This is a genomic window from Ornithinicoccus halotolerans (assembly GCF_009602535.1).
GTDB classification, from domain to species: Bacteria; Actinomycetota; Actinomycetes; order Actinomycetales; family Dermatophilaceae; genus Ornithinicoccus; species Ornithinicoccus halotolerans.
Genome location: NZ_WIQI01000004.1, coordinates 57341 through 83125, shown reverse-complemented (window position 1 = coordinate 83125; position 25785 = coordinate 57341). Strand labels below are relative to the sequence as shown.

Annotated in this window: 27 protein-coding genes; 11 read left to right on the top strand and 16 right to left on the bottom strand. The window is 71.0% G+C overall.

Annotated elements, in window-relative coordinates:
* Positions 1–43: 43 nt before the first annotated feature.
* On the bottom strand, positions 44–898 hold the full coding sequence (locus GFJ45_RS02010; RefSeq protein ID WP_153393585.1) for an alpha/beta fold hydrolase: 855 nt from the start codon (positions 896–898) through the stop codon (positions 44–46).
* A gap of 299 nt (positions 899–1197) precedes the next feature.
* Here GFJ45_RS02010 and GFJ45_RS02005 point away from each other — a divergent pair, with 299 nt between their 5' ends.
* Positions 1198–1659 carry a GNAT family N-acetyltransferase gene (locus tag GFJ45_RS02005; RefSeq protein WP_228386363.1) on the top strand — a complete coding sequence of 154 codons (462 nt, stop codon included), beginning with the start codon at positions 1198–1200 and terminating at the stop codon, positions 1657–1659.
* 119 nt (positions 1660–1778) lie between these two features.
* Here GFJ45_RS02005 and GFJ45_RS02000 read toward each other — a convergent pair whose 3' ends face one another.
* Genes GFJ45_RS02000 through GFJ45_RS01990 form a run of 3 tightly spaced genes read right to left on the bottom strand, consistent with a single transcriptional unit; the run spans position 1779 to position 2921 of the window.
* A complete protein-coding gene (locus GFJ45_RS02000; protein WP_153393581.1) occupies positions 1779–2162 on the bottom strand; it encodes a DUF6463 family protein in 384 nt (127 codons plus the stop codon).
* A gap of 46 nt (positions 2163–2208) precedes the next feature.
* Positions 2209–2508 carry a hypothetical protein gene (locus GFJ45_RS01995; RefSeq protein WP_153393579.1) on the bottom strand — a complete coding sequence of 100 codons (300 nt, stop codon included), beginning with the start codon at positions 2506–2508 and terminating at the stop codon, positions 2209–2211.
* Positions 2502–2921 carry an SRPBCC family protein gene (locus GFJ45_RS01990; RefSeq protein ID WP_153393577.1) on the bottom strand — a complete coding sequence of 140 codons (420 nt, stop codon included), beginning with the start codon at positions 2919–2921 and terminating at the stop codon, positions 2502–2504. The genes GFJ45_RS01995 and GFJ45_RS01990 overlap by 7 nt, the downstream gene beginning before the upstream one ends.
* Before the next feature lie 549 nt (positions 2922–3470).
* Here GFJ45_RS01990 and GFJ45_RS01985 point away from each other — a divergent pair.
* Positions 3471–4103: a maleylpyruvate isomerase family mycothiol-dependent enzyme gene (locus GFJ45_RS01985; RefSeq protein ID WP_153393575.1), complete on the top strand. Its 633-nt coding sequence runs from the start codon at positions 3471–3473 to the stop codon at positions 4101–4103.
* A gap of 101 nt (positions 4104–4204) precedes the next feature.
* Here the strand turns inward: GFJ45_RS01985 and GFJ45_RS01980 are convergent, their stop codons facing one another.
* Positions 4205–4951 carry an RCC1 domain-containing protein gene (locus GFJ45_RS01980; protein ID WP_228386362.1) on the bottom strand — a complete coding sequence of 249 codons (747 nt, stop codon included), beginning with the start codon at positions 4949–4951 and terminating at the stop codon, positions 4205–4207.
* Between the two features lie 406 nt (positions 4952–5357).
* On the opposite strand from GFJ45_RS01980, the gene GFJ45_RS16220 reads away from it, so the two are divergent.
* Entirely contained in the window at positions 5358–5792 is a 435-nt protein-coding gene (locus tag GFJ45_RS16220) for a hypothetical protein (RefSeq protein ID WP_194288461.1), read from the top strand.
* Between the two features lie 269 nt (positions 5793–6061).
* Here GFJ45_RS16220 and GFJ45_RS01975 read toward each other — a convergent pair whose 3' ends face one another.
* The 4 genes from GFJ45_RS01975 to GFJ45_RS01960 all read right to left on the bottom strand — a co-directional run bounded on the left by GFJ45_RS01975 (position 6062) and on the right by GFJ45_RS01960 (position 9297).
* Positions 6062–6355, bottom strand: a complete 294-nt coding sequence (locus tag GFJ45_RS01975) for a hypothetical protein (protein ID WP_153393571.1) — start codon at positions 6353–6355, stop codon at positions 6062–6064.
* Positions 6356–7761: 1406 nt separating this feature from the next.
* Positions 7762–7884, bottom strand: a complete 123-nt coding sequence (locus tag GFJ45_RS16895) for a hypothetical protein (RefSeq protein ID WP_267128842.1) — start codon at positions 7882–7884, stop codon at positions 7762–7764.
* Between the two features lie 120 nt (positions 7885–8004).
* Positions 8005–8577, bottom strand: a complete 573-nt coding sequence (locus GFJ45_RS01965; RefSeq protein WP_153393569.1) for a hypothetical protein — start codon at positions 8575–8577, stop codon at positions 8005–8007.
* A 99-nt stretch (positions 8578–8676) separates the two neighbouring features.
* Entirely contained in the window at positions 8677–9297 is a 621-nt protein-coding gene (locus GFJ45_RS01960) for a TetR/AcrR family transcriptional regulator (protein ID WP_153393567.1), read from the bottom strand.
* A gap of 66 nt (positions 9298–9363) precedes the next feature.
* Here GFJ45_RS01960 and GFJ45_RS01955 point away from each other — a divergent pair, with 66 nt between their 5' ends.
* The gene (locus GFJ45_RS01955; protein ID WP_153393565.1) at positions 9364–11847 is read left to right on the top strand and encodes a PEP/pyruvate-binding domain-containing protein; all 2484 of its coding nucleotides are present in this window, start codon (positions 9364–9366) and stop codon (positions 11845–11847) included.
* Between the two features lie 30 nt (positions 11848–11877).
* Here the strand turns inward: GFJ45_RS01955 and GFJ45_RS01950 are convergent, their stop codons facing one another.
* Positions 11878–12270, bottom strand: a complete 393-nt coding sequence (locus GFJ45_RS01950) for a hypothetical protein (RefSeq protein ID WP_153393563.1) — start codon at positions 12268–12270, stop codon at positions 11878–11880.
* Positions 12271–12538: 268 nt separating this feature from the next.
* Between GFJ45_RS01950 and GFJ45_RS01945 the strand changes: the two genes are divergently transcribed.
* A complete protein-coding gene (locus tag GFJ45_RS01945) occupies positions 12539–12886 on the top strand; it encodes an HNH endonuclease (RefSeq protein WP_153393561.1) in 348 nt (115 codons plus the stop codon).
* 57 nt (positions 12887–12943) lie between these two features.
* On the opposite strand, the gene GFJ45_RS01940 is transcribed toward GFJ45_RS01945, so the two are convergent.
* Positions 12944–13960: a DNA glycosylase AlkZ-like family protein gene (locus GFJ45_RS01940; RefSeq protein WP_153393559.1), complete on the bottom strand. Its 1017-nt coding sequence runs from the start codon at positions 13958–13960 to the stop codon at positions 12944–12946.
* 186 nt (positions 13961–14146) lie between these two features.
* On the opposite strand from GFJ45_RS01940, the gene GFJ45_RS01935 reads away from it, so the two are divergent.
* On the top strand, positions 14147–14734 hold the full coding sequence (locus tag GFJ45_RS01935; RefSeq protein WP_153393557.1) for a TetR/AcrR family transcriptional regulator: 588 nt from the start codon (positions 14147–14149) through the stop codon (positions 14732–14734).
* The gene (locus GFJ45_RS01930) at positions 14731–15981 is read left to right on the top strand and encodes an FAD-dependent monooxygenase (protein WP_153393555.1); all 1251 of its coding nucleotides are present in this window, start codon (positions 14731–14733) and stop codon (positions 15979–15981) included. The genes GFJ45_RS01935 and GFJ45_RS01930 overlap by 4 nt, the downstream gene beginning before the upstream one ends.
* 54 nt (positions 15982–16035) lie before the next feature.
* Here the strand turns inward: GFJ45_RS01930 and GFJ45_RS01925 are convergent, their stop codons facing one another.
* Positions 16036–17352 (bottom strand): homogentisate 1,2-dioxygenase, encoded by a 1317-nt coding sequence (locus tag GFJ45_RS01925; protein WP_153393553.1) that lies wholly within the window; start codon positions 17350–17352, stop codon positions 16036–16038.
* Positions 17353–17456: 104 nt separating this feature from the next.
* Between GFJ45_RS01925 and GFJ45_RS01920 the strand changes: the two genes are divergently transcribed.
* Complete coding sequence (locus GFJ45_RS01920) at positions 17457–18377, top strand: hypothetical protein (RefSeq protein WP_153393551.1); 921 nt, start codon at positions 17457–17459, stop codon at positions 18375–18377.
* Positions 18374–19621: a fumarylacetoacetase gene (fahA, locus tag GFJ45_RS01915; RefSeq protein WP_153393549.1), complete on the top strand. Its 1248-nt coding sequence runs from the start codon at positions 18374–18376 to the stop codon at positions 19619–19621. The genes GFJ45_RS01920 and fahA overlap by 4 nt, the downstream gene beginning before the upstream one ends.
* Positions 19622–19643: 22 nt before the next feature.
* Here the strand turns inward: fahA and GFJ45_RS01910 are convergent, their stop codons facing one another.
* From GFJ45_RS01910 to GFJ45_RS01895, 4 genes are read right to left on the bottom strand one after another with little or no spacing between them, the layout of a single operon-like run.
* Complete coding sequence (locus tag GFJ45_RS01910; RefSeq protein WP_153393547.1) at positions 19644–20552, bottom strand: RDD family protein; 909 nt, start codon at positions 20550–20552, stop codon at positions 19644–19646.
* Between the two features lie 54 nt (positions 20553–20606).
* Entirely contained in the window at positions 20607–21110 is a 504-nt protein-coding gene (locus GFJ45_RS01905) for a DUF3830 family protein (protein ID WP_153393545.1), read from the bottom strand.
* A complete protein-coding gene (locus GFJ45_RS01900) occupies positions 21110–22579 on the bottom strand; it encodes an amidase (protein ID WP_228386361.1) in 1470 nt (489 codons plus the stop codon). The genes GFJ45_RS01905 and GFJ45_RS01900 overlap by 1 nt, the downstream gene beginning before the upstream one ends.
* Entirely contained in the window at positions 22576–23508 is a 933-nt protein-coding gene (locus GFJ45_RS01895) for a D-2-hydroxyacid dehydrogenase (protein WP_228386360.1), read from the bottom strand. Before GFJ45_RS01895 ends, GFJ45_RS01900 begins: the two co-directional genes overlap by 4 nt.
* Positions 23509–23637: 129 nt before the next feature.
* Here GFJ45_RS01895 and GFJ45_RS01890 point away from each other — a divergent pair, with 129 nt between their 5' ends.
* Together GFJ45_RS01890 and GFJ45_RS01885 are read left to right on the top strand one after the other, a co-directional pair.
* Positions 23638–24447 (top strand): maleate cis-trans isomerase family protein, encoded by an 810-nt coding sequence (locus GFJ45_RS01890; RefSeq protein ID WP_153393541.1) that lies wholly within the window; start codon positions 23638–23640, stop codon positions 24445–24447.
* Entirely contained in the window at positions 24444–25769 is a 1326-nt protein-coding gene (locus GFJ45_RS01885; RefSeq protein WP_153393539.1) for a M24 family metallopeptidase, read from the top strand. Before GFJ45_RS01890 ends, GFJ45_RS01885 begins: the two co-directional genes overlap by 4 nt.
* Positions 25770–25785: the final 16 nt, after the last annotated feature.

The following is a 25785-nucleotide window of genomic DNA, read 5'->3' as shown; positions in this document are numbered from 1 at the left end:
GACCGACGTACGGCCCGAAACTCATCGACCCGTGCCGTCCCGTTCAGCGGCCGTCGGTGTGCCGGGCGATCGCGGCGAGCGTGATGTCCCACAACGACGGGGGCGGCTGCTGGTGGCCCATCCCCTCCAGCGGGACGAACGTCGCGCCCGGTATCGCCCGTGCCAGCGCCTCGCCATGGGCCACCGGGAGGAGCGGGTCCGTCGTGCCGTGCATGACCAGCGTGGGCACGGTGAGCTCCTCGAGCCGAGCGCCCTCGGGCCAGTGGTCACCCACCACGAAGTGGTTGGTCAACGACGCGGCCATGTCTCCGGTCCGGTCGACCTCGAGCGTGGCAAGCCGGCGGACACGGTCCTCGTCGAAGCCGAGGGCGCCGGCGTAGGGCCGTTCGACGTCCACGCGATAGGTTACGACCGCCTCGCGGTCGTCCCAGTCGGGCTCGGGGTCCGGGTCGGTGAAGGTCGCCTGCACTGCGGGTTCCGGCCCGGGAAGGTCGCCTGCACCGGGTCCAGCGGGGCTGGTGGAGATCGCGGTCAGCGTGGCGACCCGGTCGCGCTGAGTCAGGGCGACCAGCTGGGCGATGCCGCCTCCCATGGACAGCCCGACAACATGGGCCTGGTGGACGCCGAGAGCGTCGAGGATCCGCACCGGGTCGCTCGCGAGGTCCGCGGGGCTGTATGACGGGCGGCCAGCCGGCGAGCTGGTCGACCGCCCGGTGTCGCGGTGGTCGTAGCGAATCACCTGACGGCCGGCCCCGGCGAGCCGAGCGCAGAACTCCTCCTCCCACCACACCATGGACTGCCCGCCACCCGCGATGAGCAGCACCGTCGGGTCGTTCGGCGACCCGAAGGTCTCCACCGCGAGCTCCACGTCCTGCCAGGTGAGCAAGCGCTCCGTCATTTTCGGGTCCTTCCTCGGGTTCGGTCAGGTCCACGTCCGCGGTCCCGGGTTCCCCGGCCGTGGCTGCGCCCAAGGCTGCCGGCGCGACGCCGCAGAAACATCCGCCAGGTGGGCAGAGACCGCTGCGGACCGTCCCGGCGGGCCCTCGAGGTCGCAGGTGACATTGACGATGGTTCGCGACTGCCCCTCCCCGCCCGAACGGCTCGGCTGGCTCGCACGTCGGCACGCGGCAACAACGGTGGTGCGCCGCCGGCGGCCCCTGCCAGAATCGCGCGGTGGGACCACCTGCTGAACCGAGCGTGCGGAGAGCCACGGCCGAGGACTCGGTCACGGTGGCCGAGCTGCTGGACCCCTTCAACCGGGAGTACGACACGCCGACGCCCGGCCCCGCCGTCCTCAGCGAGCGGTTGCGACACCTCCTGGCCGGGGACCGGACGATCGCCCTGCTCACCGGAGAGCCCGCGACGGGACTCGCGCTGCTGACGCTGCGTCCGAACGTCTGGTACGAGGGCCCGGTCGGCCTGCTCGACGAGCTGTATGTCGCCCCGCACCTGCGCAGCCAGGGGCTGGGGGCCCGGCTGCTTCAGGCGGCCGAGCAGGTGGTGCGCGACCGGGGCGGTGAGCTGCTGGAGATCAACGTCGACGGGGAGGACCACGACACCCGCCGGTTCTACGAGCGGCACGGGTACACCTGCCGGGAGCCGGGCCAACCCGAGGGCGAGCTGTACTACCACCGGGTGCTCGGGGGCGCTGACGCCTGAGTGCTTGCGGCTACTACCGCTCCGCCACGGCCGCCCGGCAACAGGGCGATCGAGGTCGCGAGGCCGGCCAGGCCTGCCCCGCCGACTCGGTGTGGTCCTCGCCACCGCCGTGGTGACGGTCACGGGAGTGCGCCAGCTCGTCGAGGACTGCCTGGTGGGCGGGAGCGGGCGACCAAGGCCGCGGCTACGAAGAACAGCCAGAAGGGCGAGACGGGCATCAACGCAGTCCCGAAGCAGCCGACGACCACCAACATCCAGCCCACGTGCGACGGCGCCTGTCCCCAACGGCGTTCGATCCAGGCGACGTTTGCGCCGACGAACGCCAGAATGATGCCGGCGGCGAGGTACCAGAACCCGGCGCTCCGTAGGTCAATGACAGCTGGATCGGCCTCGACGGCGCCGAACACGCCGCCGTCGATGATGCTTGTCATGGCCTCGCCGTAGAACAGGGGCGCGGCCAGGATGTGGAGTCCGGCGATGGCGAGCAGGACGGGACCAACCACTGGGGGCCTGCTGGCCTGTTGACCGCCCCGGGCGGTGGAGGAAGCCTCATGTTCCCGGCTGCTGGTCTAGTGCGTGCGTGAGTACGACGCCGTAGAGCGCGTCGATGCTCTCGGGGGCCAGCGGGGGAAGCACGCGCTGAGCACCGATCAGCACGACGTAGAGGAGGCGGCCCATCAGCACGGCCTCCTCGGGGTCACCGCTGATCGCCTGCCACAACGACTGCAGATACTCGATCCGGCTGGCGTCGACTCGCTCCAGTGTGCACCGGGCGTCGCCGTCGTGGGCTGCCCAAGACCTGATGCTCGCCTCGAGCCGCGGCTGTTCGCTCTCGTCCTCGATCACCATTCGCGGCTGCTGCCCGGCCCTTCACGCAGGTCATACCTCCACACCCAGCCCAATGCCGGGCCGCCCTTCGTGGCCGTGGCCCAGGCGATGGACCGGCCAGCAGCAAGGGCGACGATGTGGTTATCGGACTCGTAGCGCTCGATTCTTAAGCCGTCGTCGTAGGACATGGGCATCCTGAAGACCTGTCCGACGTGAGTCAGCCGTGTCGGCGGCTCGGGCTGCCCGACCATGCCCGTGTCATCAAACCGATGATGCTGACCGGAGTCGCTCAGCAAGGACCACACGGTGCTCACCGGCGCCTCAACGACCCGCGATGCAGCAGAGCGATCAGCCATGTCACCATCCCAGCACGCCAGACAGCCGATGACTACGGCCCGACGGCCATGGTCGGATGCCAGCGCCGACAGCAGCATGAGCCGAAGGTGGAGTCGCTGCTAGTCGGAGTTTTGCTGCTGCTCCCACCAGGCGAACGCGAACCTGAGTGTCCCAGCGACGACGCCAAGGTAGGCGAGGACAAGGAGCAGTCCCCCGCCAATGTTCGCTGGGCTCCCCCAGTGCTGCGGGAACAGCTCGGCAGTGACGTGGGCGGCGGCCACGAGAACGAGGCTCGGGAGGAGAACCCACAGGGCTCTTCGCATCGGCTTCGTCACACCCCTCCTTCCCTGCACTGGCGGACCGGCAGGGCTTGCAACGCCCCGTGGGCGCGCCGCGCTCGCCAATCCGTTACTGGCTCACGACGGACAAAGATGATCGCCGGGCACGGTAGCGGTGGATGGCTGCGCCGACCAGAGCAACCAGCTCCGCAAGCGGCGCGTGCATTGCGCCGACCCAGGTGGCCAGACGCCCGAAGCGCGGCACAACCGCATGACGGGGCTGAGCGGCTGCTCCGATGAGTGTTCGACCGGCACGCGGTCAACGTCCACAGGGCCGTAGACCGGCCGGAAACCGACCGAGGAGTTCGAGTGAGCGACAGGGCAATTGTCTGGGGTGCGGTGTGCGACGAGCGCCGTCGGTTGGTGGTTGATCTGACGCGCATTCCGATGGAGCAGTGGTCCACCCCGTCCCTGTGCCCGGGCTGGTCGGTTCACGATGTTCTCGCGCATCTCATCGACTCGGCAACGACGACCCGCCTGGGGTTCGTGCGCCAGATGCTCGGCGCGCGGTTCGACTTCGACAGGGCCAACGAACAGGGAGTCAGGCGTCGCCGGGCCAGTGACCCCCAGCAGACGCTCGCCGCGTTCGCTGCGGTGACCGAGAGCACAGACACGCCACCGGCCGCCCTGCCCAGCCGCCTGGTCGAGGCATACGTCCACAGCGAAGACATCCGCCGTCCCCTGGGGATCACCGCGGCCTATCCTCCCCAGCACGTGATGACTGCCCTGGCCTACATAGCGCGCACGGGATCCGGCATCGGAGGCGGCAAAGAACGCGTCCGGGGCCTGCGCCTACGCCCCTCGGACGCAGAACAGCACATCGGCGACGGCCCTGAGGTTCACGGCAAGGCCATCTCGCTGTTGCTGGCGACCTCTGGCCGGCCCCTCGGCGTTGGCGAGCTCACCGGCCCGGGCGCCGAGGTCCTAGAGGCACGCTGCTGAGCACCGTCTCGAGAAGGCCCCGCGGTCGTCAACGTACCCGTCTGCCTCCTCGCCTGCCGCTGAACGTTCACTCGGCGGCGGGTCCGTGGGTTGATGGATCGCTATCGGAGTGGCTCGATTCCCCGCCAGGTGCTCACATCGCATTGCTTGTGGGCGTTGTAGCCGGTGCTCAGCACGGTGCCGTCCGAGCGGACGGCGAGAGTGTGCGTTGAGCCAGCAGCGACCGCGACCACGTCGCGCCAGGGTCGTACCTCGCACTGGCCGTGCGTGTTCTGTCCCGTCGCGAGGACCCGCCCCGACGACGTGACTGCGACGCTGTGGTAGCTGCCAGCAGCCAGTCCGACCACCCCCTGCCATGCCTCAACGTGACAAGCACCCGTCGCCACTTCACCCGCGGACAGCACCCGCCCGTCACCGGTCAGTCCCAGCGTGTGTAGGTACCCGGCGGCCACATCCACGAGATCGCGCCATTCGCCGATCGAGCACTGGCCTCGTCGATTGTTCCCGACCGCCACGGCGGTGCCGGCTGCCCGCAGCGCCACCGAATGCCAGTCTCCGCACGAGATGGCGATGACGTCCCGCCATTCGGCGACGGCGCACTGCCCTTCATTCCCGCGGCCAGCGGCCAGCACGGTCCCGTCGGCACGTAGTCCCAACGTGCGGCGCCACCCGGCAGCCACCGTCACGACGTCTTCCCATGCCGCGACGTCACATTGACCGTCGCCATTCCAGCCGGTGGCTAGCACGGTCCCGTCGGCGCGCAATCCCACCGTGTGGGAACGGCCCGTGTTGGTGGCGGTATGGACGTTGCCGGCCGCGACTCCCACGACGTCCGCCCAGCCCTGCACCCGGCACTCGCCCGAAGAGTCGTCGCCGATCGCGACGACGGTCCCGTCATGCCGCCGCCCAACCGAGTGTCTTTGACCAGCAGCCACAGGCGGTGGCTGAACGGACATCCGGCCCCCTCAGCGGTTTCGCAGCGACGAGTAGCGACGTCGTGACATCCCAGCACACACCTCAAGTCGGCGGCACTTCCAGCAGGTCAGTGCCCCGTTCACGTCTACGTATGGCAGACGACACCATCCCGGTCGTGGACGTCGAGACGCAAGCACGCCCTACGTGTTGGGCAGGCCCTGGGATGTCATGCCGACATCAACCCACTCGGAGCGGTAGCGCTTCGTGCACGAGGGTGGACAAGCAGGGATTCTTTGCATGACGCTTGGAGGGCCGGCGGAGCGGTGGCATGGTGATTCGGTGCACTGGAGACAGGCGGTCTTTGCAGCTTTGGCGTTGGCGGCCCTGCCCGCCTGCAGATCCGACTTGGCTGTGGTGGGAAGCTACAGCCATCCTGAGCATGGGACGATCATCCTCGGTGACGATGGAAACGGCACTTGGCGTCAAGGCCACGTGGACATCGATATTGACCGTTGGGACTCTCAAGACAGCACGGACGTGACCTTTACGACCGAAACCGGCCAGGCTTATGAAGCTGTCGTCCACCAGGGCGTCCTCGTGCTAAGCCCTGGACAGGGCCTGGGTGACGAGCCGGTCTCCTTCGACCTGATGGTCCAGCTCAGGGAGGACCACCCTGAGAGCGAGCCCGAAGGAGCCGGCCAGTCAGTGCCTGACGTCCTTCTAGCGCAGGAGCAGATTGAGCGCGAGGGTCAGAACAATGGAGGCGATGACTGAGAAGAGGATCATCGCTAGACATCCGGGGCCTCCGCCAAGGGGCCTGACCTCTAGATTCCGTCCGAGTCGCATGGTCAATCCTCGCATTGAGGTTCGGGCTGCTGGCGTGGTCGGCGACCCGGCAAGTGCATGAGAGTGGGCCGTTTGGGTGGGCCACCCCCGTCGACTGTAGCCGAGGGGAGCTACCCATGAGGGACCGGCAGCGCACGATGCGCTGACCGGCCCCTCATGCGCCTGGTCGCCGCTGGAGCGGCGGTGACGACTGTCGCTCAGGCGTTGATGTTGTGTGCGTCGTGGTGCTCGCGCGTGCCGGACTTGGCCAGGCCACGGGCGAGCATGTAGCCGATGGTGAGGAAGGTGATGTAGCGCATCGCGTGCTCGGCGCCGAAGGGGTCACCCTCGCCACCCTCCGCGCTGTCGCCGACGACGAAGGCCGTGACGATAATCGCCAGGACAACGGCAACGTAGGCGAAGAACTCGGTCGTCTTGGTGGCAGCCTTGGTCTCGGTGGACAGGCGACGACCCTCGAGAGGCATAGTGGCGTGGGCAGTGTCGTTCGACATGTAGGTTCCTTCGAAGGTGAAGAGGTTTCCCGCGTTTGCTTAACGGGCGAGATGTGAAGCCGAATTTGGGATTCGTGGGACGGCAGCGTCAACCACTTTCGGCGAACATTCTGATACTACCCCACTTTTCAGCCCCATGTGACCAATGTGCAGTCGCTGCGAGATGGCAGCCGGACGCCGGCGGGAGAAATCGGGGATGGGACCACAGCGGCGAGGTGGTCCGGACCACTTCTGGTTCGAGAGGGAGCGCGCTGACTCGAAGGACCGCGACGACGCACCTGGTCACCGGTCGTCGTCCGCACGAGCGAGCCGGCGGGCCGTCCGGACCGTCTGGCAGGGGCTGCGCACGGCCAGGAGCACCGTGGCTAGCACCCCGACAGCGGTGCCGGCCGCGGCGCCCTGGCCACGCGGGCCAGGGCAGGTTGCCCCGCCACAGAAATCATCCCCTCCGCACGCGGCCACCACCAGGAGCGTGCGCATAGCTGGCCGCAGCCCGTGCAGGGCGCAACGCCATCCGCCCCGAGCGCCGTGCGCAGGCGATGTGACACCGCGGCACAACTGGGACTCCGCCGACACCGCAGCCGATCCACCGCCAGGCAGGACACCCGTCGTCCCCTGGCCTCCCCCTCCCACTTCGCGCAGACTGCTTTGCGCGCGAAGTCCATCGTCAGGGCAGGACCCCATTCCGAAAAAAGTCCCATCGACCACGAATTCTGGCGCAGTCGGACCATCGCCGATAGGGCCGTTAACGACTCGGGCCGAGTGCTCGCTGGCACGTTGGAGCGCGGCGGTCGCGGCGGCAGAAGGGTGTGGGACGTCCCTCGCGTCCGCGCAGCTGGAGCACCGCCAGCGCCCCGGGTCGACCTCGAGCACACAGGTGGGCGTCAGATCGTGCAGGCCCGGACCTGATGTCCGTGACGCCCACCGACACGGCCGACACGGCTAGACCGCCCCCGACCAACCCAGCCCGGAGAGCTTGCTTCCCGTTCGCCACTTCATCGCCTACGGTGACAACAGAGGGCAAGGCATCGATGGCCCGGGGGGAGGGGGACAATGGTTATCGGATGGACGTTGCTGGGGACGGGGCTGGCATTATGGTTAATGTCGGGACCGATCCAGAACGCCTACCGGCGTCATGCTCATCGGGCGGACCCGATGGCCTTTACCCGTCTCCCACTCTGGGTGCGATGCATGAATCCTATCGGCTTGGTGTGTGCCAGCGTCGGCACAATCCTGCTCATTGGTTGGATGTTCACTCAGGTTGATGCTGGCGCACTTACTGGCGCAACCGAGTCCCTGGCGAGGTCGCATCCAGCCAGCCGCGGCTCAGACGTGTGAGCGTGTCCGATAGGCAAGATCCGCCGCGCTGGGCGCCCGCTTGTTGACGATCGAGTCAGGGCGCATCTTCAGTCGGTGACGATCTCGACCTCGCAACCCTCGAGGTTCTCGATGAGGAGCGCCGTATGGTGCGGTCCCCCGGCATGGGGGTACGCCGAGGCGTCCCGGGCGCTGTAGGACGGGACCATCACGCCGGCGCAAAGCGTCGAGGCCTCGTGTCCACAGTTCGATGTGGTGCACGACGTTCTTCACGCCCGCGACACTAGCGCCCGCCTCCTGCGCAGCCAGCGGCGATTTGCGGACGCTTGTGCTTACGGCGATGGCGGCAGCGTGACGTGTCCCAGGCAGCTGCCGGCGTGGTCGATGATCGCCAGGTCCTGGGCACGGCGTCCCGGCCAGCCGACAACGACTCGGCCGTGCCACGGAACCGTGACGTGCCGATCGTTGACCTCTATCCGAGCGACGTCCGCGTTCACCCGCACGGTGCCGTAGTTGATCCACCGACCACGGGACGGCCATGGCCTCCTCGCACGGCCGTCCAAGATGCCACCAGCGCCTTCGAGCGCCAGAACCCGAGGGTCAACACTGGGCGCACCGCGTAGTCCTGGAGGTAGCTCGGCAGGTCGGTACTCGAGGGCGTCATCGGCCGCGGAACCGCCGCCGCCGCCGCCCAGCATGAACCACTCACCGCCGTGCCGAGCGAGTACGTGCGTCTCCACCGCGTTGAACCCCACACTCCTGCGCACGAACATCGTGACCGCAATGTCGTCGGCGACATCGACCGCCATCGCGACATGCCGGCGCCGCCGACTCAGTCGAGTCACCGGTATGAGCTCACCAGACTCGATGAGTCGCAGGCTCTCGGTCAGGGCGTCATAGGCCATCTCGCCAACCTACGTAACGCGCGATGGCAGGACCGCACCATCCGCGCCGCCCGGGCCGCGGCTTGTGAGCGCATCGGGCGACGCACCACCGGAAGTTGCTCAGACAGTCTCACCGGTCCCCCGGACGTCGGCGAGCAACGCCAGTGCTGTCCGCGACACCGCCTCGCCGGCCTCTTCGGCGGTCAGGCCCAGCTCCCGCGTCAGCGTGTACCACGTGTGGGACCCGAACAGCAGGCGTACCACCGCGAACACCTGACGCCGGGTCAACGGATCGACCGCCGGCAACTCATTGGTGATGATCCGCTCGATGGCGCGCGTGCGTTCCCGGTGGCTCGCGGACAGCAATCCGCCGGCCCCGGCGGTCAGAACCATGGCTTCGGCCGGCCTGCCGACGTCCTCCATCGCCGCGAACAGCACGCGGCCGGTGGCCAGCAGTTCGTCGAGCGACACTTCCGCCGACGCCGGCAGGGTGGGCTCGATCCTGGCGGCGAGCTCACCGTCCACCCACTCGGTCAACGCATCGAGGAGTGCCTGCCGATCCGGGAAGTGGCGGTAGACGGTGCGCTGCGACACCTGCGCGCGCTCGGCGACCGCCGAGATGGTGGTCTCTGCCAAACCGTGGGCAACAACCTCCTCGGCGGCCGCCGCCAGCAGCAGCTGCCTGGTCTGGCGAGCCTGGCGTTCGCGTATGGGGCTGTAGTACGCGCGGGAGCCGCTCATGTCTTGACAGTATCTCAGAATTGATGTCACATTAACTGTCACCTGCGGGGTCGTGAGGAGAGAACGATGACTGGTGCACCCCGGACCCCCAGTTCGCCGGTGGTCGACCTTGAGGATCTGGCGGCTAGGGACGCCACGGTGGCGGGCCACAAGGCGGCCACGCTTGCGACGTTGCAGGCCGCGGGATTCCGCGTGCCTGCCGGATTCGTCATCACCACCGACGCCTGTGGCGAGCTGGCCGACCGCGCCGGGCTGACCGGCGAGATGGTCCCGGAACCACCGCTCCCGTCCAGCCTTCGTGAGCAGATCGCCGCAGCGCTCTCCCGCCTCGGTGGCGGACCGGTCGCGGTGCGGTCGTCGGCGACGGCTGAGGATCTCCCGGAGGCCTCCTTCGCCGGCCAGTACGAATCCTTCCTCGACGTGGAGGGGTTCGAGGCGATCTGTGACGCCGTGCGCCGCTGCGTCGCCGCTGCCCACAGCGACCGGGTCGTGGCCTACCGGTCCGCGGCCGACGCCGTGGAAGGCGGCATGGCGGTGCTGGTCCAGCGCATGGTCCCCGCTGACGCGGCCGGTGTGGCGTTTACGGCGAACCCGGTCACCGGCGACCGCGACCAGACCCTGGTCAGCGCCGTGCGGGGGCTGGGTGAGCGGCTCGTCTCGGGGCGGGCCACCCCGGACCAGTGGGTGGTGCGCGGCGGCACCGCCGAATGCGTCGACGCCCCGGAGGGCGCGCTCGACGCGCCCCGGACGCTGCAGGTGGCGAAGGTGGCCGAGCTGCTCGAGCACCGGCTGGGAGCTCCCCAGGACGTCGAGTGGGCGATCGCCGACGGCGAGGTGCACGTGCTGCAGTCCCGGCCCATCACCGCCCTGCCGGTCGCGCCGACGCTGCGGATCCCCACCGAGGGCACCTGGACCAAGGACGTCGCGCACTACCACGAGCCGATGACCCCGCTGGGCGCGTCGATCTACCTGCCCCTGCTCGACACCACCATCTCCGAGATGTTCGCCGACTTCGGCCTCCTGCTCGAGAACCTGACGAGCCGGTCCATGGGCGGGGAGATCTACACCCGGGTGCTGCCGGTGGGCGGCAGGGAGGGCCCGGCACCACCCTGGTGGGTGATGGGGATCCTGGCCCGGGCGGTGCCGCCCCTGCGCGCGCGGGTGGCGACTGCCCGGCGGGTGCTGCGCTCCGGGCTGCTCGCCGAGCTGCCGGACCGGTGGGAGCGGCAGTGGCGCGACGAGTTCCGAGGCGAGACCGAGCGGCTGCGGACTACTGACCTGCCAGCCCTGTCCGACGCCGAGCTCGAGGCCACGTTCGACGCCGCCGTCGCGCTCCTGCGCCGGGGCCTTCATGTCCACTTCCAGTTGCTGCCGCCCTACGTCGTCGCGCTGCACGAGCTGGCCACCACCTGCGAGCAGCTACTGGGGTGGGACACGCTGCACACCCTGCAGCTGGTCACGGGCATGTCGGCAACGTCCGCCGAGCCGGCCCGCGCGCTGGCGGCACTGGCCACGCAGGTGCGGGCCCAGCCCGAGGCGATAGCGGTGCTGGCCGACGCCGGAGCCGACGTCGAGGCCCGACTGGCCGAGGTCGACCCGGCGCTCGGGGCCATGTTCGGCGACCACCTCGCCCGTTTCGGGCACCGCACGATCGGCGACGATCCCGGTTCCTCCACGTTGGCCGAACGGCCCTGGGTGCTGGCGGGACTGCTGCGCGAGGCCGCCGTCGGCGAGGGACCTGGCGAGGACCCCCACGCGCTACGGGATCGGGCCGAGGCCGAGGCGCACCGGCAGCTGGCGCTTCGGCCCGAGGAGGACCGGCGGCGCTTCGACCGCGCGCTGGCAGTCGCGCGGCGGGTCTACGGCGTGCGGGAGGACAACGTGTTCTGGACCGGGAACCTCCCCTGCGGCCTGATCCGCCGCGTAGCGGTGCAGATCGGCGAGCGACTGGCCCGGAGCGGTCGCATCGCACGACCGGCCGACGTGGTGTACCTCACCGGGGACGAGCTGCGGCGCGCCCTGCGCACGGACGTGGACGTCCGCGAGCTCGTCGCACGACGGCACGCCGAGCGGGCGTGGGTCGCCGCTCACCCCGGTCCGGCCTTCCACGGGCCCCCACCCACGCAACCACCCGACGTGCGTGCACTGCCGCAAGAGGCGCGACGGATCAACGCGGCGTTCATGTGGTACATGGCCAACGAGTTCAACCCGACCGTCCACGACACGGATACCGGGCTGCCCGGCGCGCCCGGCTCACCGGGCACCCACACCGGCCCAGTCCGTGTCATCCGGTCCGAGGACGAGTTCGACAGGTTACGGCCCGGCGACGTCCTCGTGGCGCGCGTGACCACCCCGGTGTGGTCGGTGCTGTTCGGCACAGCCGGGGCGGTGGTCACCGACGGGGGTGGGGCGCTGTCGCACACCGCGATCGTCGCACGCGAGCACGGCATCCCCGCGGTGCTCGCGACCTCGAGGGCGACCATCGAGCTGACCGACGGCCAGACCGTCACTGTCGACGGCACAGCCGGCGTCGTGCGCCTGCACACCTGAGCCCGGCCGTCGCGGAGGTCGCGTCGGGGCTTAGTGAGCCAGGAAGATGTCGTGCTTGGCGCACTCAGCAGGCACCGTGATGCCGCCGACCTCGTAACTACCCGGTTGGGTCTTGTCGGAGGAGTGCTCCAGGACGAAGCCGCCAGCAATCTCGATGTCGTCACCGAGGGCGAACGTCCCGTACTCCGGGACGTCGATGGTCAGCGGGTCGTCGCGGACGACCTCGGTACCGTGCGGCCATACGATGACCGAGTCGCTGGCGCCAAGGCATCCGCCGACCACCTCGATGCGGCCGCCGCCGAGGGCGTCCATCCCACCGTCCGCGCGCTCAGCTACCAGCACCGTGGCCTCGCCTGCGGAGATGACCTGCCCGCCGCAGCCGCCCAGCATGAGGAGCCCGGCGGCCAAGCCGAGAGGCCTCACCCTCGTCAGCATTCTCATGCCTCGCCGCTCCTGTCCTCCACGCCCAGTAGACGTTCCGGGCGCACGCTGCGGTTCCTCGGAGCACTCAGCGTGACAACGCCCCGTCTCGGTCGGCCGCGCGCGCGACGGCGCGAGCGGACGTGTTGTTAGTCGTCCGCCCCGCGGCACTCCTCGACGCTAGCGCCGACAGCGGCAAAGTCGGACGTCACGTGCCGCATCGACGGCGCGTGCGGCACACGCCGGCCTGGGCGGGCCATACCCTCCAAGGGTGGCATCGCGTAGCCGAGCGTCGATCTACGCCCGCCGTCGAAAGGCGCGCATGGCCAAGGTCGTACACGATCTGACTGACGCGCAATGGTCTGCGCTGGTGGACGCCTGGGGCGGGTGCGCCTACTGCGGTGTGAAGGCGGGCCGACTGCAGAAGGACTGCATGCTGCCCGTTTCCCGGGGAGGGCGCTACACCATCATGAACGTCGTACCCACGTGCGGCACGTGCAACGCCAGCAAGTGGAACGCTGAAGTGACCGGGTGGATGCGACGCAGAAAGCTGGACGAGCGCGCCTTCCTGATGCGCCAGGTCGAGATCGCGAAAGCGGTCGCCGCTCGGGAACGGTGAGGTGACTGGCGGGCCGGCGTGCCGGTGCCTTGGACCTACATCGCGCGGAAGGACGGCTCAGTCGTCCCAGCGCACCGTGATGGCGCGGTCGAGGTCTGGTAGGGGCAAGGCGGCCGCTTCCGCCTCGACGGCTTGGCGTGAGTTCGCCGGGAGCCCTGTCCACAGTGTGATGGTGACCGTGTGAGCGGCCCGTCTCCAGATGCCGACGATCTCACCGTCTACCAGGAGGGCCCCGGGCCATACGCGTGAGGTCCACAGTTGTGCCTGGCGGGCAGGGTCGGACACGAGGAGTCGCCGGTCGGCGCCCCACAGGAGGTAGTAGGTGTCGCCACTGGGCAGCAGCCGGGCTACCGCGGGCTCGGTCGGGGGCTGTCGTAGGTCCTGCTCGTCCTGGGCGAGGATCCAGCCCTGGCCCAGCGGGGTCCGTACCGGAACCAAGGAGTCCCCCAAGGCATCGAAGGTCGGCCCAGCGTGGCCCGAGGCCAACCCTGCCCACTTCTCGAAGCCCTGGAGTGTGCCCGGTGCGAAGACGTGGAGGTAGCGTCGCGCCAGCTCCAGGCGGGCCTCGTCGGGATCGGTGTCTGGCCGTGCCACTGTCCAGACCTGCGGCCGGCCGGCCCCCTCCCACCGGAGCAGGACGCGACCGGTAGGGGCGGCGTACCGCAGCTGGTTGGGGTCGACGCCGAGGGCCTGACCGGCGTCGCGGTAGGACAGACGTCGTCCGTCAAGAAACCCTTCCAGCCGGTCGGCAAGGCCTTCGGCGAACTGGCGGCGCACCGGATCCACCGGCAGCCTGCCCACCGTGAAGACCGCACGGTCCTGCTCTGGCACCACGTAGGCGCTGAACCGCGGGCCCCACACCTGCACCAGCGACTCGTGGGCCCACACGGCTGGCGACGCCTCCCGCACCCGAGCATGGATAGACAGCAGCGCGGCGCGCGGCACGCTGTCCTGCAACCCGGCCCACGCGACCCTGCGCAACGATGACGCCCCTGACGCGAGCCGCTGGTCCAGCGCTCCCACGCGTCGGCGGAAGGCGAGGATCTGTCCGCGCGTGAGGTCCAGACCGGTCATCGTGGCACGGTAGCGGCCCACACCCAGCGAGGTCCGCGACCGGGACAGAGCCAGCCCGGCGCGGCATGTGCGGGCGTCTCTCAGCTGGCGAAGAGCTGCGGTTGCGATGGGCACCTCGCCGGGGGGCTATAGTGTTGGGCAGACGCCCAAGGTGAGCGTCCAAGGCGAGTGTCCAAGGGAGTGGGAATGAGCGCTTCGACGTCAGCGGAACGCGGCGCGGAGGTTCGCCGCCGGTTGCTGGTGGCGGCCGCGGAACTGATCCCGGAGGTCGGTTGGCATGCCGTGAGCACCCGGGCGGTGGCCGAACGCGCCGGAGTCGGTGCTGGTCTGGTGCACTACCACTTCCGTTCCGTGCAGTCCCTGCTCAGGCATGCCGTGGTCGAGGTGATGACTCAGCTGCTGGCTGAGTTCCCTCGTGTCCTGTCCACGGACACCTCGGAGGACGTCGTGGTGCGGGAGATGCTTGCTGCGCTGGACGACTACAGCGGGACAGACGCGACGTCGCTGCTGTTCATGGAGGCGTACCTGGCGTCCGCGCGGGACGAACAGCTGCGAGCAGAGCTGAGTCACCTGCTGGACGACTTCCGCAGTGCCCTGACTGCGTGGTTGGCGGCGCGGGGCACCCGAGCGCCGGCGGAAACCGCCGCTGTGCTGGCCGCAGCGGTGGACGGCGTGATGTTGCACCGCGCGCTGCACCCAGGGTTGACCGCCACCGCTGTTGCGCCGGTGTTGCGCCGACTGGTGAGCCATTCCACTGAGAGGGAGCAGGGATGAAAGCGTTGATCTGTGGAGCGGGGATCGCGGGCCTGACGCTCGCGCAACGGCTGACCAGCTACGGCTGGGAGGTCACGGTCGTGGAGCGAGCGCCGGGGCCGCGGCAGCAGGGCTACATGCTGGACTTCTTCGGTCTGGGATATGACGCCGCCGAGGCGATGGGCCTGTTGCCCCGGCTACACCAGCTCGGTTACCGCGTGGACGAGCTCACCTACGTCGACCGCTCTGGGCGGCGACGGGCAGGCCTCGACTACTCCCGCTTCGCCCGATTGCTGGACGGCCGACTGCTCAGCCTCCTGCGGCCGGACCTGGAGCAGGCGCTGCGCGAGCTGGTCGAAGGCCACGTCGTGCTGCGCTACGGGTGCACGGTGGCCAGCATGGAATCGGTGACGAACGGCGTCCACGTGGTTCTCGATGACGGGACCGTGCTGGACGTCGACCTGCTGGTCGGTGCGGACGGCATTCACTCCCAGGTCCGCGGCATGCTGTTCGGGCAGGAGTCGCGTTTTCTCCGCTACCTCGGCCTGCACACGGCGGCGTATGTTTTCGACGACCCTGACGTGCGGCGCCGGATCGGCAACCGGTTCTCCCTGACCGACACAGCGGACAGGCAGATGGGGCTCTATGGGTTGCGGGACGGACGGGTGGCCGCGTTTGCTGTGCACCGCGACCCGGATCCGGTGATGCCGGCAGATCCGCGCGCCGCTGTGCAGAGCACCTACTCGCCGCTGGGTTGGGTCGTCCCGAGCGCGCTGGAGAACTGCCCCCCGCCGTCCGAGCTCTACTACGACCTGGTGGCACAGGTCGAGGTGCCGCAGTGGCACCGCGGCAGGGTCGTCCTGGTAGGCGACGCCTGCCAGGCCGTGTCCCTGCTCGCCGGCCAAGGCGCCTCGCTTGCGGTCGCCGGGGCGTACCACCTCGCGGAGCTGCTGGCGGCCGAGGAGTCGGTGGACGACGCGTTGGAGCGCTACCAACGCACCTGGAAGCCGGTCGTCGAGGCGAAGCAGGCCGCCGGCCGGCGGGGCGCTACGTGGTTCCTGCCGTCGTCACGCGCGCGGCTGTGGCTGCGCCGGATCTCCCTGCTGTCCACCGCTCTACCCGGATGGGACAGGCTGGCCGGGTCCACGCTGGTGGGCAAGACGCACCTGTCCCTCGACGACATCGGGACGCGCGACTCCGGCGGCGGCTCCCCGTCGATGCAACGTCCGCGTCAACGCGCCCCCCTGAATTCGCGGAGCGAGCACTGAAGAAGCGGCGAGCACTCCGGCCGTGCTTGCCTCCCGACATCAAGCCCGTCGGTCTCAGCTGGTGCTTAACACCTCGCCGCGACCGTCGCCGCCCTCATCGGCGGGACCCTCGACGCGGCCCTGCCGCTGCAGGCCGCGCAGCCAGGAGTCGGCGTAGACACCGTCGTCGACCGCCTGCCCGGCCTCGCCCAGCTCCAGCGGCCGGAACGTGTCGACCATGACGGCCAGCTCGTCGAAGTACTCCACCCCGATCGAGGCCTCGGTCGCCCCGGGCTGCGGGCCGTGCGCGTGCCCGCCGGGGTGCACCGAGATCGAGCCCTTGCCGATGCCGCTGCCCTTGCGGGCCTCGTAGTCGCCGTCGACGTAGAACATGATCTCGTCGGAGTCCACGTTGGAGTGGTAGTAGGGCACCGGGATCGACAGCGGGTGGTAGTCGACCTTGCGCGGCACGAAGTTGCAGACCACGAAGTTGTACCCCTCGAACACCTGGTGCACCGGCGGCGGCTGGTGCACCCGCCCGGTAATCGGCTCGAAGTCCCGGACGTTGAAGACGTACGGGTAGAGGCAACCGTCCCAGCCGACCACGTCGAAGGGGTGGTACGGGTAGGTCAGCACGGTGCCGACCAGCCCACCGGAGGAGTGCTCGCCGCTCCCCCGGTGCTTGAGGAGCACCTCCGTGTGCTCGTCGCGGTCGGCGCCGATGTCCTCGGCCAGCAGCGGCCCCTCCGGCCCGCGCAGGTCCCGCTCGCAGTAGGGAGCGTGCTCCAGCAGCTGCCCGAACCGGGACAGGTACCGCTTGGGGGGCGTGACATGGCTGTTCGCCTCGATGCAGTAGGCCCGCAGCGGCTCGGTGTAGCCCTCGTCCCCCTCCACCCGGGGGATCCACCGGTGGGTCGTGGCCCGGGGGATCACCAGGTAGTCGCCCTCGGCGACCTCGAACGCGCCGAACACCGTCTCCACGCGCGCGCCGCCGCGCTCGACGTAGACCACCTCGTCGCCGATGCCGTTGCGGTACAGCGGGCTGGGGGTGTCGGCCACGACGTAGAGCAGCCGCACGTCACCGTTGCCCAGCACCAGCCGGCGACCAGTGACGACGTCGACCCCCCGGCGCTCCTCCTCGGTGGCGAACAGGTCGTGCAGCTTCAGGTGCCGCGGCGTGAGCGGGTGGTTGGGGACCGTCGCCATGGCCCCGAGGTCCCACACGCGGGAGTCGGCGATCGCTGACGGGATGTTGCGGTGGTAGAGCAGCGAGGAGTCCGAGGAGAACCCCTCCTCCCCCATCAGCTCCTCGTAGTAGAGGTCGCCCTGCGGGTCGCGGTGTTGGGTGTGCCGTTTGGGAGGCACCGCCCCCTGGCTCCGGTAGTAGGCCATGGTCCCGTCCTCCTCGAGCGGCGCCCGCTGCCGTCACACCAAGGTGATCCGACTATCGGACGCATGCGTCACACCTGGCGCCAGGATGCAGTACGGTGACGGCCATGTCAACGGGCACCACGCTCCCCCGCGCGCTGCTCACCGACCTGCTGGACGACGCCGCCGTGTTCCCGCCCGGCAGCGCGCCACTACCCCGCGCCGTCGCCGAGTACCGCGACCGGGTGCGCCACCCGTGGGCCGACCTGGTGGGGCCGCTGCTGGTGCCGGCCACCGCCTCGGCCGAGCTGCTGGCGGTGCTGGCACCGGAGCCACCGCCGGGTCAGCAGGCCGGTGAAGGCCCCACCGCACGGTTGCCGGTGGTGTTGGTCGCCCGGCCCGACACCCCCGTCTCGGCGCTGGTGGAGGCGGTGGCGCGGCTATGGCCCGTCCCCACCGTCCGGCTGGCCGGTGTCGAGCTGAGCCACCAGGCCGGCTGGCAGCAGGCGCTGGACTGGGGGGTGCCGGTCGCGGTCGAGGTGGACCGCGCGCCCGAGGCGCGGCAACCGGCACTCGCCGCGGTCGCCGCGGCGGCAGCCGCCGAGGACAGCCCCCCGGTGCGGATCAAGCTGCGCACTCAGTCCTCCCCCGCCGGCCCCGTCCCCACCGGTGAGCAGGTGGCCGGCTTTCTCACCGACGCCCACGCCGCCGGGTTGCCCGCCAAGCTGACCGGCGGGCTGCACCACGCCGTGGCCACGACCGTCCCGGCCGACGGCGGCACCGAGGACCAGCACGGCCTGCTCAACGTGCTGCTGGCCGCCGAGCGGGTCAGGTCGGGTGCCCCGGCCGAGCAGGTCCTCGCGGTGCTGGCCGAGCGGCACGGTGAGACGCTGGCCGGGCAGGCGGCCGGCCTGACCGGTGACCGGGCGCGGGCGGCCCGCACGCTGCTGACCGCTGTCGGCTGCTGCGGGGTGCTGGACCCGCTGACCGAGCTCGCCGACCTGGGGCTGCTACCCGCCGTGGAGACCGCTCGACAGGAGGACCCGTGACCGACCCCAGCTGGCTGGACCTCGCCCCGGACGACCCGTACGGCGTGCACCACCTCCCCTACGGCGTGGTGAGCACCTCGGCTGACACCGGACCGCCGCACGTGGTGGTGCGGGCCGGCGACCTGGTCCTCGACCTGGGCGCGCTGGCCCGCCAGGAGCGGCTGCGGTGGGCCGAGGCGCTGTCCGAGCCGACCCTCAACGCCTTCCTCGGCGCCGGCCCGGAGGCCTGGGCCAGCACCCGGGACTGGCTGCAGGAGCTGCTCACCGACCCGGCCGCCGCCGACCGGGTCCGGCCCCACCTGAACCCCCTCGACCAGGCCGTCCCGCACCTGCCGCTGCGGGTGGCCGACTACGTCGACTTCTACGCCAGCGAGCACCACGCCAGCAACGTCGGGCGGATCTTCCGCCCCGACGGCGAGCCGCTCACCCCCAACTGGAAGCACCTGCCGATCGGCTACCACGGCCGCTCCTCGACGGTCGTGGTGTCCGGCACGGACGTGGTGCGCCCCCGCGGCCAGCGCAAGGCCCCGGCCGACCCGGCCCCGTCGTTCGGGCCCAGCACCAAGCTGGACATCGAGGCCGAGGTGGGGTTCGTGATCGGCGCTGCCACCCCGCTGGGCAGCAGCGTCCCGGTCGCGGAGGCCGGGGACCACCTGTTCGGCGTGACGCTCGTCAACGACTGGTCGGCCCGGGACATCCAGGCCTGGGAGTACGTGCCGCTCGGGCCGTTCCTGGGCAAGTCGTTCGCCACCTCGGTCGCCGCGTGGATCACCCCGATGGCAGCGCTCGCCCACGCGCGGGTCCCGCTGCCGGAGCAGGACCCGCGGCCACTGGACTACCTGCTGCCGGCAGCGTGCACGGACACCCATCCCCCGCTGCAGGGGCTGGACCTGACGCTCGAGGTGCGCCTCAACGGCTCCGTCATCGCGCGGCCTCCCTACCGGACCATGTACTGGTCGCCCGAGCAGCTGCTGGCCCACCTCACCGTCAACGGCGCGGCGCTGTCCGACGGCGACCTGATCGCCTCCGGGACCGTCTCCGGGCCAGAGCGCGACCAGCGCGGCAGCCTGCTGGAGCTCACCTGGAACGGCACCGAGCCGCTCGCGCTCCCGGACGGCAGCAGCCGCGGCTTCCTGGAGGACGGTGACGTGGTCACCATCGCAGCGACCGCCCCGGGGCCCGGCGGTGCGCCGATCGCGCTCGCCGAGGTCAGCGGGCGGGTGCGTCCCGCCCCCGAGAGCTAGCGCCGGCTGCGCGTCGTCGTTCTCAGCGGGTCTTGACGACGTTGGTCCGGGCGGCCTTGTCGTGCAGCGCCTGCTTGTTGTCGTCCCACAGCGGCCACAGGTAGTTCAGCAGCGTGAACGGCAGCGTCAGCACCCCGATGAAGGGGATCCAGCCGAGCACCGAGTTCACGTTGGCCACCAGCGTGCGCACGATCGCGGTCACCCAGGGCAGCTGACCGGGCTGCTCCCGCAGCCGGACCCGCAGCCCGAGCGCCAGCTTGCCCAGCGTCGCGTTGAAGAACCGGAGCAGCAGCGCCTCGTACGCGACCGCCAGCACCGCGCTGAAGATCGACAGCCGGGCCATGCCGGAGGTGATCTCGGCCGGCATCTCCGGCGGCGCGTCCCCCGGCTCCATGGTCTCGAAGGTGGCGAGGATGTCCTCCATCCAGGTGGAGTAGGCCTCGACCAGGCCGGGGGCGATGACCGTCAGCCCGATCGCCGCGACGAGCACCCCCACGATGATGCTGTCGATGATCCGGGCACCGGCGCGGGCCCACCAGCCGGCCAGCCGCTGACCGTCCGGGGTGGCCGGCACGTTGTAGCCGTAACCCGGCCCGTAGCCGGCGGGCATCGCGCCCCAGCCGCCCTGCGCTCCCTGACCCTGACCGGGGTACGTGGGGTAGCCCTGCTGCCCCTGCTGGCCGTACTGGCCCTGCTGGCCGTACTGACCCGGCTGCCCGTAACCCGGATAGCCCTGCTGCCCCTGCCCCTGCTGGCCCGGCTGCGCCCAGCCGCCCTGGGCATGCTGGCCCTCCTGCTGCTGTCCCCCGCCGGCCTGCTCCAGGCCCGGCCGCTGCTTGGGAGAGGTGTGCCTGGTCCACTCCACCCCGTCCCAGTAGCGCAGCGCGGCCGGGTCCTGCGGGTCGTCGTACCACCCTGCTGGTTGCGTCATGGCCCCAGCCTGCCACGCGGGCCCGGTGCGGAACGCCGCGACCGGCCCACGCCGCTACCCCGAGACCCGCTCGAAGCGCAGCGACTCCCCCCGGGCGCCGCCCATCCACAGGTCCTGGCAGGCCGCGGCCATCTCGGGCATCCCCTCGACGACGGTGGCGAAGACGTTGCCGGGGACCCAGCCCTGGTCACCGTTGATGAGCAGGTTGTTGCGCCCGTAGAACAGCGCCAGGTCGACCAGCGCGGGGGCGGCGCGGTGCTCGCCCTCCCGCTCGTAGCCGTAGGCGGGGTTGCCCAGGTCGTCGCCGCTGAAGGTGAACCAGCACACGTCACCGGTGAAGGGGGTGATGGTGGTGTTCTCGGTGCCCGGGTCATGCTCGGCGAACTGCTCGAACAGGGCGTAGATCTCGTTCCGGGCGTACTTGCCGTGATAGACCTGCGCCGCCAGCGGCAGCGCCTCCCAGACCGCCGCGCAGGTGCGCGGGGCCGCCTCCTCCAGCAGCTCGGCGACGCAGGAGACGCCGCGCCGCTCGAGGGTGATCCGGATCTGCCGGGCCATCAGCGTGCTCCTTCCATGACCGGGGGCCGCCGGGTGTGCCAGTCGGTGGCCCGCTCGTGAGCCCGTCCCACCCGCAGCACGAGGTCGTCGGCGTGCCGCGGCCCCACCACCTGCAGTCCGACCGGGCGGCCGTCAGCGGTGGTGCCGCACGGCACCGACAGCGCCGGCTGCTGGGTCATATTGAACGGCCAGGTGTAGCAGCACCAGGTCGTCCACAGCGGCACCGGCCAGCCGTCCGGGGCCTGCTGCGCCACCGGGAACGCGGCGACCGGCATCGTCGGGCTCACCAGCACGTCGAAGCCGCGCCCGCCCGCCTCCTGCGGGGCGTGGAACAGGCCCATCCGCCGGCCCATCTCCATCCGCACCGCCGTGGCGTCCAGGTAGTCGCGGGCGGAGTCACCGCCGTGGGCCCGGACCTGCTCGGCCAGCGCGGGGTCGGTGACCTCGAGCGCGTCCGGCCCGTAGGGCGCCAGCACCTTCCCTGCCCCGGTGAACCACAGCAGCTCGAAGGCCGCCCGCATCTGCTCCGGGTCCCCCAGGTCGGGGTCGACCTCCACCACCTCGGCCCCGGCGTCGGCCAGCACCCCCACCGCCCGGCTGACCGCCTGCTCCACGTCGGGGTCGTTGTGCCCGAGGCTGCCCAGCGTCGGCGCGTAGCCGACGCGCAGCCCGGCGACCCCGTCCTCCAGGCCCGCCAGACTCGAGCCCGACGGCGGCGAGAGCGCCGACCAGTCCCGCGGGTCGAACCCGCTGAGCACGTCGAGCAGCAGCGCGGTGTCACCGACGGTGCGGGTCATCGGCCCGGCGTGCGCCAGCGTGCCGTAGGGGCTCGCGGGCCAGTGCGGCACCCGGCCGTAGGTGGCCTTGAGCGCCACCGTTCCGGTGAAGGAGGCCGGGATCCGCACCGAGCCCCCGCCGTCGGTGCCGATCGACCACGGGCCCATGCCCGCCCCCACCGCGGCGGCGGACCCGCCGCTGGAGCCGCCGGCGGTCAGCGCCGGGTCCCAGGGGTTGCCGGTCGCGCCGTGCCGCCGGGAGTCGGTCACGCCCTTCCACGCGAACTCCGGCGTGGTGGTCTTGCCCAGCAGCACCGCGCCCGCCTCCCGCAGCCGGGCGACGGCGGGGGCGTCGTCGGTCCACGACCCCTCCGCGTCGACCAGCAGGCTGCCCCGCAGCGTGGGCCAGCCGCGGGTGAGGAAGATGTCCTTGACCGAGGTGGGGACGCCGTCGACCGGGCTCAGCGGCTCGCCGCGCGCCCACCGCTCGGTCGCGGCGGCAGCCGCCTCCCGCGCCTCCTCGGCCGCCACCAGCACGAACGCGTTGAGCGCCGGATCGGCCTCCGCGACCCGCGACAGCGCGGCCTCGGTCGCCTCCAGCGGCGTCACGGTCCCCGCGGCGTACCCCTCGACCAGCTCCTGGGCGGTCCACCAGGCCAGGTCCACGCGCACCCGGTCTGCCGGGGCGCTCACGAGGCGCTCCCCTGACTGCTCGGCACGTAGCCCAGCCGGGTGTCGACGATGTTGACCAGCTCCTCACCGGCCAGCCAGCGCTCGGCGTTGGCGACGAACTGCTGCGCCAGCCGGTCCCGCCAGCCCTCGGCGTCACCGGACATGTGCGGGGTCACCACGACGCCGGGCAGCGTCCACAGCGGCGAGTCCGGCGGGAGCGGCTCGACGGCGAACACGTCGAGGGTGGCACCGTCGATCTGGCCGGCACGCAGGGCGGCGACCAGGTCCTCCTCGACGACGGACTCGCCGCGGCCGATGTTGACCAGGTGCGCCCGCTCCGGCAGCGCCGCCAGCACGCCGGCGTCGATGAGTCCGGTGGTCGCGGGGGTGAGCGGTGCGGCGTTGACCAGGTAGTCCACCTCGCCGAGGTGGTCGGCCAGCTCGCTGCTCGGCACGATCGTGCCCAGGTCCGGGTCGCCCTCCCGCGCCGTGCGCCCCGCCCCGCTGACCTCCAGGCCGGCGCCCGCCAGCAGCCGGCCGATCTCGCGGCCGATCCCGCCGGTGCCGATGACCATCGCCCGGGCGCCCTGCACCGTCCGGGTCTCCCGGTGCCGCCACTCGTGGCGGCGCTGCAGCTCGTGGCTCTCGTGCACCCGCTTGGCGTGCGCCAGCACCGCGCCCAGCACGTACTCGGCGATCGGCCGGTCGAAGATGCCCTTGGCGTTGGTGACCACCACCTCGGACTCGGCCAGCGCGGGGAACACCAGCGTGTCCACCCCGGCCGCGGCCACGTGGATCCACTCCAGGTCCTGGCAGTGCTCCCAGGCGTCGCGCACGGCGGTGGAGAAGAAGTCCCACAGGAACAGCACCTGGGCGCCGTCGACCGCCTCGGGCAGCCCGGCCTCGTCGGTGAACCGCAGCTGGGCCCGATCGCCCAGGATTTCCTGCACGTGAGCAGGGCGTTCGCCGTCCCGGGCGCAGAGGACAGCGATGACGGGCTCAGATGACGTCACGCCGTCACCGTAACCGAATTGCGTGTCAGATTGTCAACAATCAGATTGCTCATGCACCATGTGGCAATGAGACAGGAGCTCCCCGTGCTCGGGCCGACGCCCGACACCAGCGCCAAGCCGGTGACCCCCATCGGCTCGCTCGGCGTGGGCTATGTGGTGCCCTACGACTTCGCGCTCGACCGGGAGCTGTGGCGCTGGGTGCCCGAGCCCGTCAACTTGCTCCTGACCAGGACCCCCCACCACCGGCTGCCGGTGTCGGTGAGCCAGGCGGAGAGCGTGTCGGACCCGGCCGTGCTCACTGGCTGCGCGCTGAGCGTCATCGAGACCTCACCCGACGTCGTCGCCTACGCGTGCACGTCGGGCTCGTTCGTGCACGGCCCCGCCGGCGAGCTCGCGCTGCGGGTGGCGCTGCAGGCGGCCGGGGTCCCGCACGCGGTCACCACCAGCGGCGCGCTGGTGGACGCCGTGCAGGCGCTCGGGTCGCGGCGGCTGGCCGTGGCCACGCCCTACGACGCGATGGTGACCGCCCGGCTGCGGCAGTTCCTCGGCGAGCACGGCATCGAGGTGGTCACCACCTCCTACCTCGGGCTCACCGAGCGGATCTGGGCGCTGGACTACCACGAGGTAGCGGCCCTGGTGCGCCGCAGCGTCACCCCCGAGTGCGACGCGGTGTTCCTGTCCTGCACCAACGTGCCCTCGTACGACGTCATCGCCCCGCTGGAGCAGGAGCTGGGGATCCCCGTCCTCACCGCCAACCAGGTCACCCTGTGGGCGGCGCTGCGCGTGCTCGGGCTGGGGCTGGTCGGGCGGGGCCAGGCGCTGGCCGAGCTCGCCGCCCCGCGTCCCGCCGACGAGCTGCAGGAGGAGGCCCGATGACGCTGGAGACCCGTGCCCGCGACGGCGTCGCCCGCGAGGAGCCGGCCGCCGACCACCTCGACCATGCCGACGACGCCGACCAGGCCGACCACGCCGACCATGTCGACCACGCCGGTGTCGTCGCCCACGCCGGCCTGGGCTCCCGCCCGTTCCCGGTGGAGGAGTACCACGAGCGGCTGGCCCGGGTGCACGCCGCGATGCGGGAGCGAGGACTGGCCGCCCTGATCGTGGCCGACCCGGCCAACCTGTACTACCTGACCGGCTACAACGCCTGGTCCTTCTACATGCCGCAGTGCCTGATCATCCCCGCCGACGCCTCGCCGCACCTGTTCGCCCGGGCGATGGACGCCCAGGGCGCCCACTACACCGCCTACCTGTCGACGACCTACGTCCACGGCTACCCGGAGCACCTGGTGCACCGGCACGACGTGCACCCCTACGACTGGATCGCCGAGCGCGCGCTCGAGCTGGGCCTGTTCCGAGACCACGCCGACGACGTCATCGGCGCCGAGCTGGACGCCCACTTCTTCTCCCCGCGGGCGTTCCTGTCGCTGCACCAGCGGCTCACCCAGGCCCCGATCGTGGACAGCCACGAGCTGGTCAACTGGGTGCGGGTGACCAAGTCGCCGGCCGAGCAGGAGAAGATGCGCGTCGCCGGCGAGATCGCCCAGCGGGTGATGGAGATCGCCATCGACCAGGTCGAGCCGGGCCGACGGCAGTGCGACGTCGTCGCCCACATCCAGTACGCCCAGACCCTCGGCGCGCGCAAGCTCGGCGGCGACTACCCCGCGATCGTCCCGATGCTGCCCACCGGCGAGACCGCGGGGACCCCGCACCTAACCTGGTCCGACCTGCCGCTGCGCGCCGGGGAGGCCACCACCATCGAGCTCGCGGGGGTGCACCACCGCTACCACGCGCCGCTGGCGCGCACCGTCTCCCTCGGCACGCCGCCACCGCGGCTGGCGCACTGCGCCGCCGCGACCGGGGAGGGCATGGCGGCGGCCCTGGAGACCATGCGCGCGGGGGTGCCGGTCTCGGAGGTGCACCGCGCCTTCACCCGCACCATCGCCCGGGAGGGCCTGGCCAAGGAGTCCCGCATCGGCTACTCGATCGGGATCGGCTTCCCCCCGGACTGGGGCGAGCACACCATCAGCCTGCGTTCCGAGGAGGAGACCGCCCTGGAGCCGGGCATGGCCTTCCACGTGATCCTCGGCATGTGGATGGACGGCTGGGGCTACGAGGTGTCCCAGCCGGTCATCGTCCACGAGGACGGCGTGGAACGGCTCACCGACCTCCCGCCCGAGCTGACCGTCAAGCTGTAGCCACCCACCCGACCCG

Bases quoted from the DNA above. Each gene is read 5' to 3' on its own strand.
- GFJ45_RS02010 (WP_153393585.1), bottom strand. From the start codon at position 898: ATGACGGAGCGCTTGCTCACCTGGCAGGACGTGGAGCTCGCGGTGGAG.
- GFJ45_RS01995 (WP_153393579.1), bottom strand. From the start codon at position 2,508: ATGGTGATCGAGGACGAGAGCGAACAGCCGCGGCTCGAGGCGAGCATC.
- GFJ45_RS01990 (WP_153393577.1), bottom strand. From the start codon at position 2,921: ATGCTGCTGTCGGCGCTGGCATCCGACCATGGCCGTCGGGCCGTAGTC.
- GFJ45_RS01975 (WP_153393571.1), bottom strand. From the start codon at position 6,355: ATGTCGAACGACACTGCCCACGCCACTATGCCTCTCGAGGGTCGTCGC.
- GFJ45_RS01965 (WP_153393569.1), bottom strand. From the start codon at position 8,577: ATGGCCTATGACGCCCTGACCGAGAGCCTGCGACTCATCGAGTCTGGT.
- GFJ45_RS01960 (WP_153393567.1), bottom strand. From the start codon at position 9,297: ATGAGCGGCTCCCGCGCGTACTACAGCCCCATACGCGAACGCCAGGCT.
- GFJ45_RS01955 (WP_153393565.1), top strand. From the start codon at position 9,364: ATGACTGGTGCACCCCGGACCCCCAGTTCGCCGGTGGTCGACCTTGAG.
- GFJ45_RS01940 (WP_153393559.1), bottom strand. From the start codon at position 13,960: ATGACCGGTCTGGACCTCACGCGCGGACAGATCCTCGCCTTCCGCCGA.
- GFJ45_RS01935 (WP_153393557.1), top strand. From the start codon at position 14,147: ATGAGCGCTTCGACGTCAGCGGAACGCGGCGCGGAGGTTCGCCGCCGG.
- GFJ45_RS01930 (WP_153393555.1), top strand. From the start codon at position 14,731: ATGAAAGCGTTGATCTGTGGAGCGGGGATCGCGGGCCTGACGCTCGCG.
- GFJ45_RS01925 (WP_153393553.1), bottom strand. From the start codon at position 17,352: ATGGCCTACTACCGGAGCCAGGGGGCGGTGCCTCCCAAACGGCACACC.
- GFJ45_RS01920 (WP_153393551.1), top strand. From the start codon at position 17,457: ATGTCAACGGGCACCACGCTCCCCCGCGCGCTGCTCACCGACCTGCTG.
- GFJ45_RS01910 (WP_153393547.1), bottom strand. From the start codon at position 20,552: ATGACGCAACCAGCAGGGTGGTACGACGACCCGCAGGACCCGGCCGCG.
- GFJ45_RS01905 (WP_153393545.1), bottom strand. From the start codon at position 21,110: ATGGCCCGGCAGATCCGGATCACCCTCGAGCGGCGCGGCGTCTCCTGC.
- GFJ45_RS01890 (WP_153393541.1), top strand. From the start codon at position 23,638: ATGAGACAGGAGCTCCCCGTGCTCGGGCCGACGCCCGACACCAGCGCC.
- GFJ45_RS01885 (WP_153393539.1), top strand. From the start codon at position 24,444: ATGACGCTGGAGACCCGTGCCCGCGACGGCGTCGCCCGCGAGGAGCCG.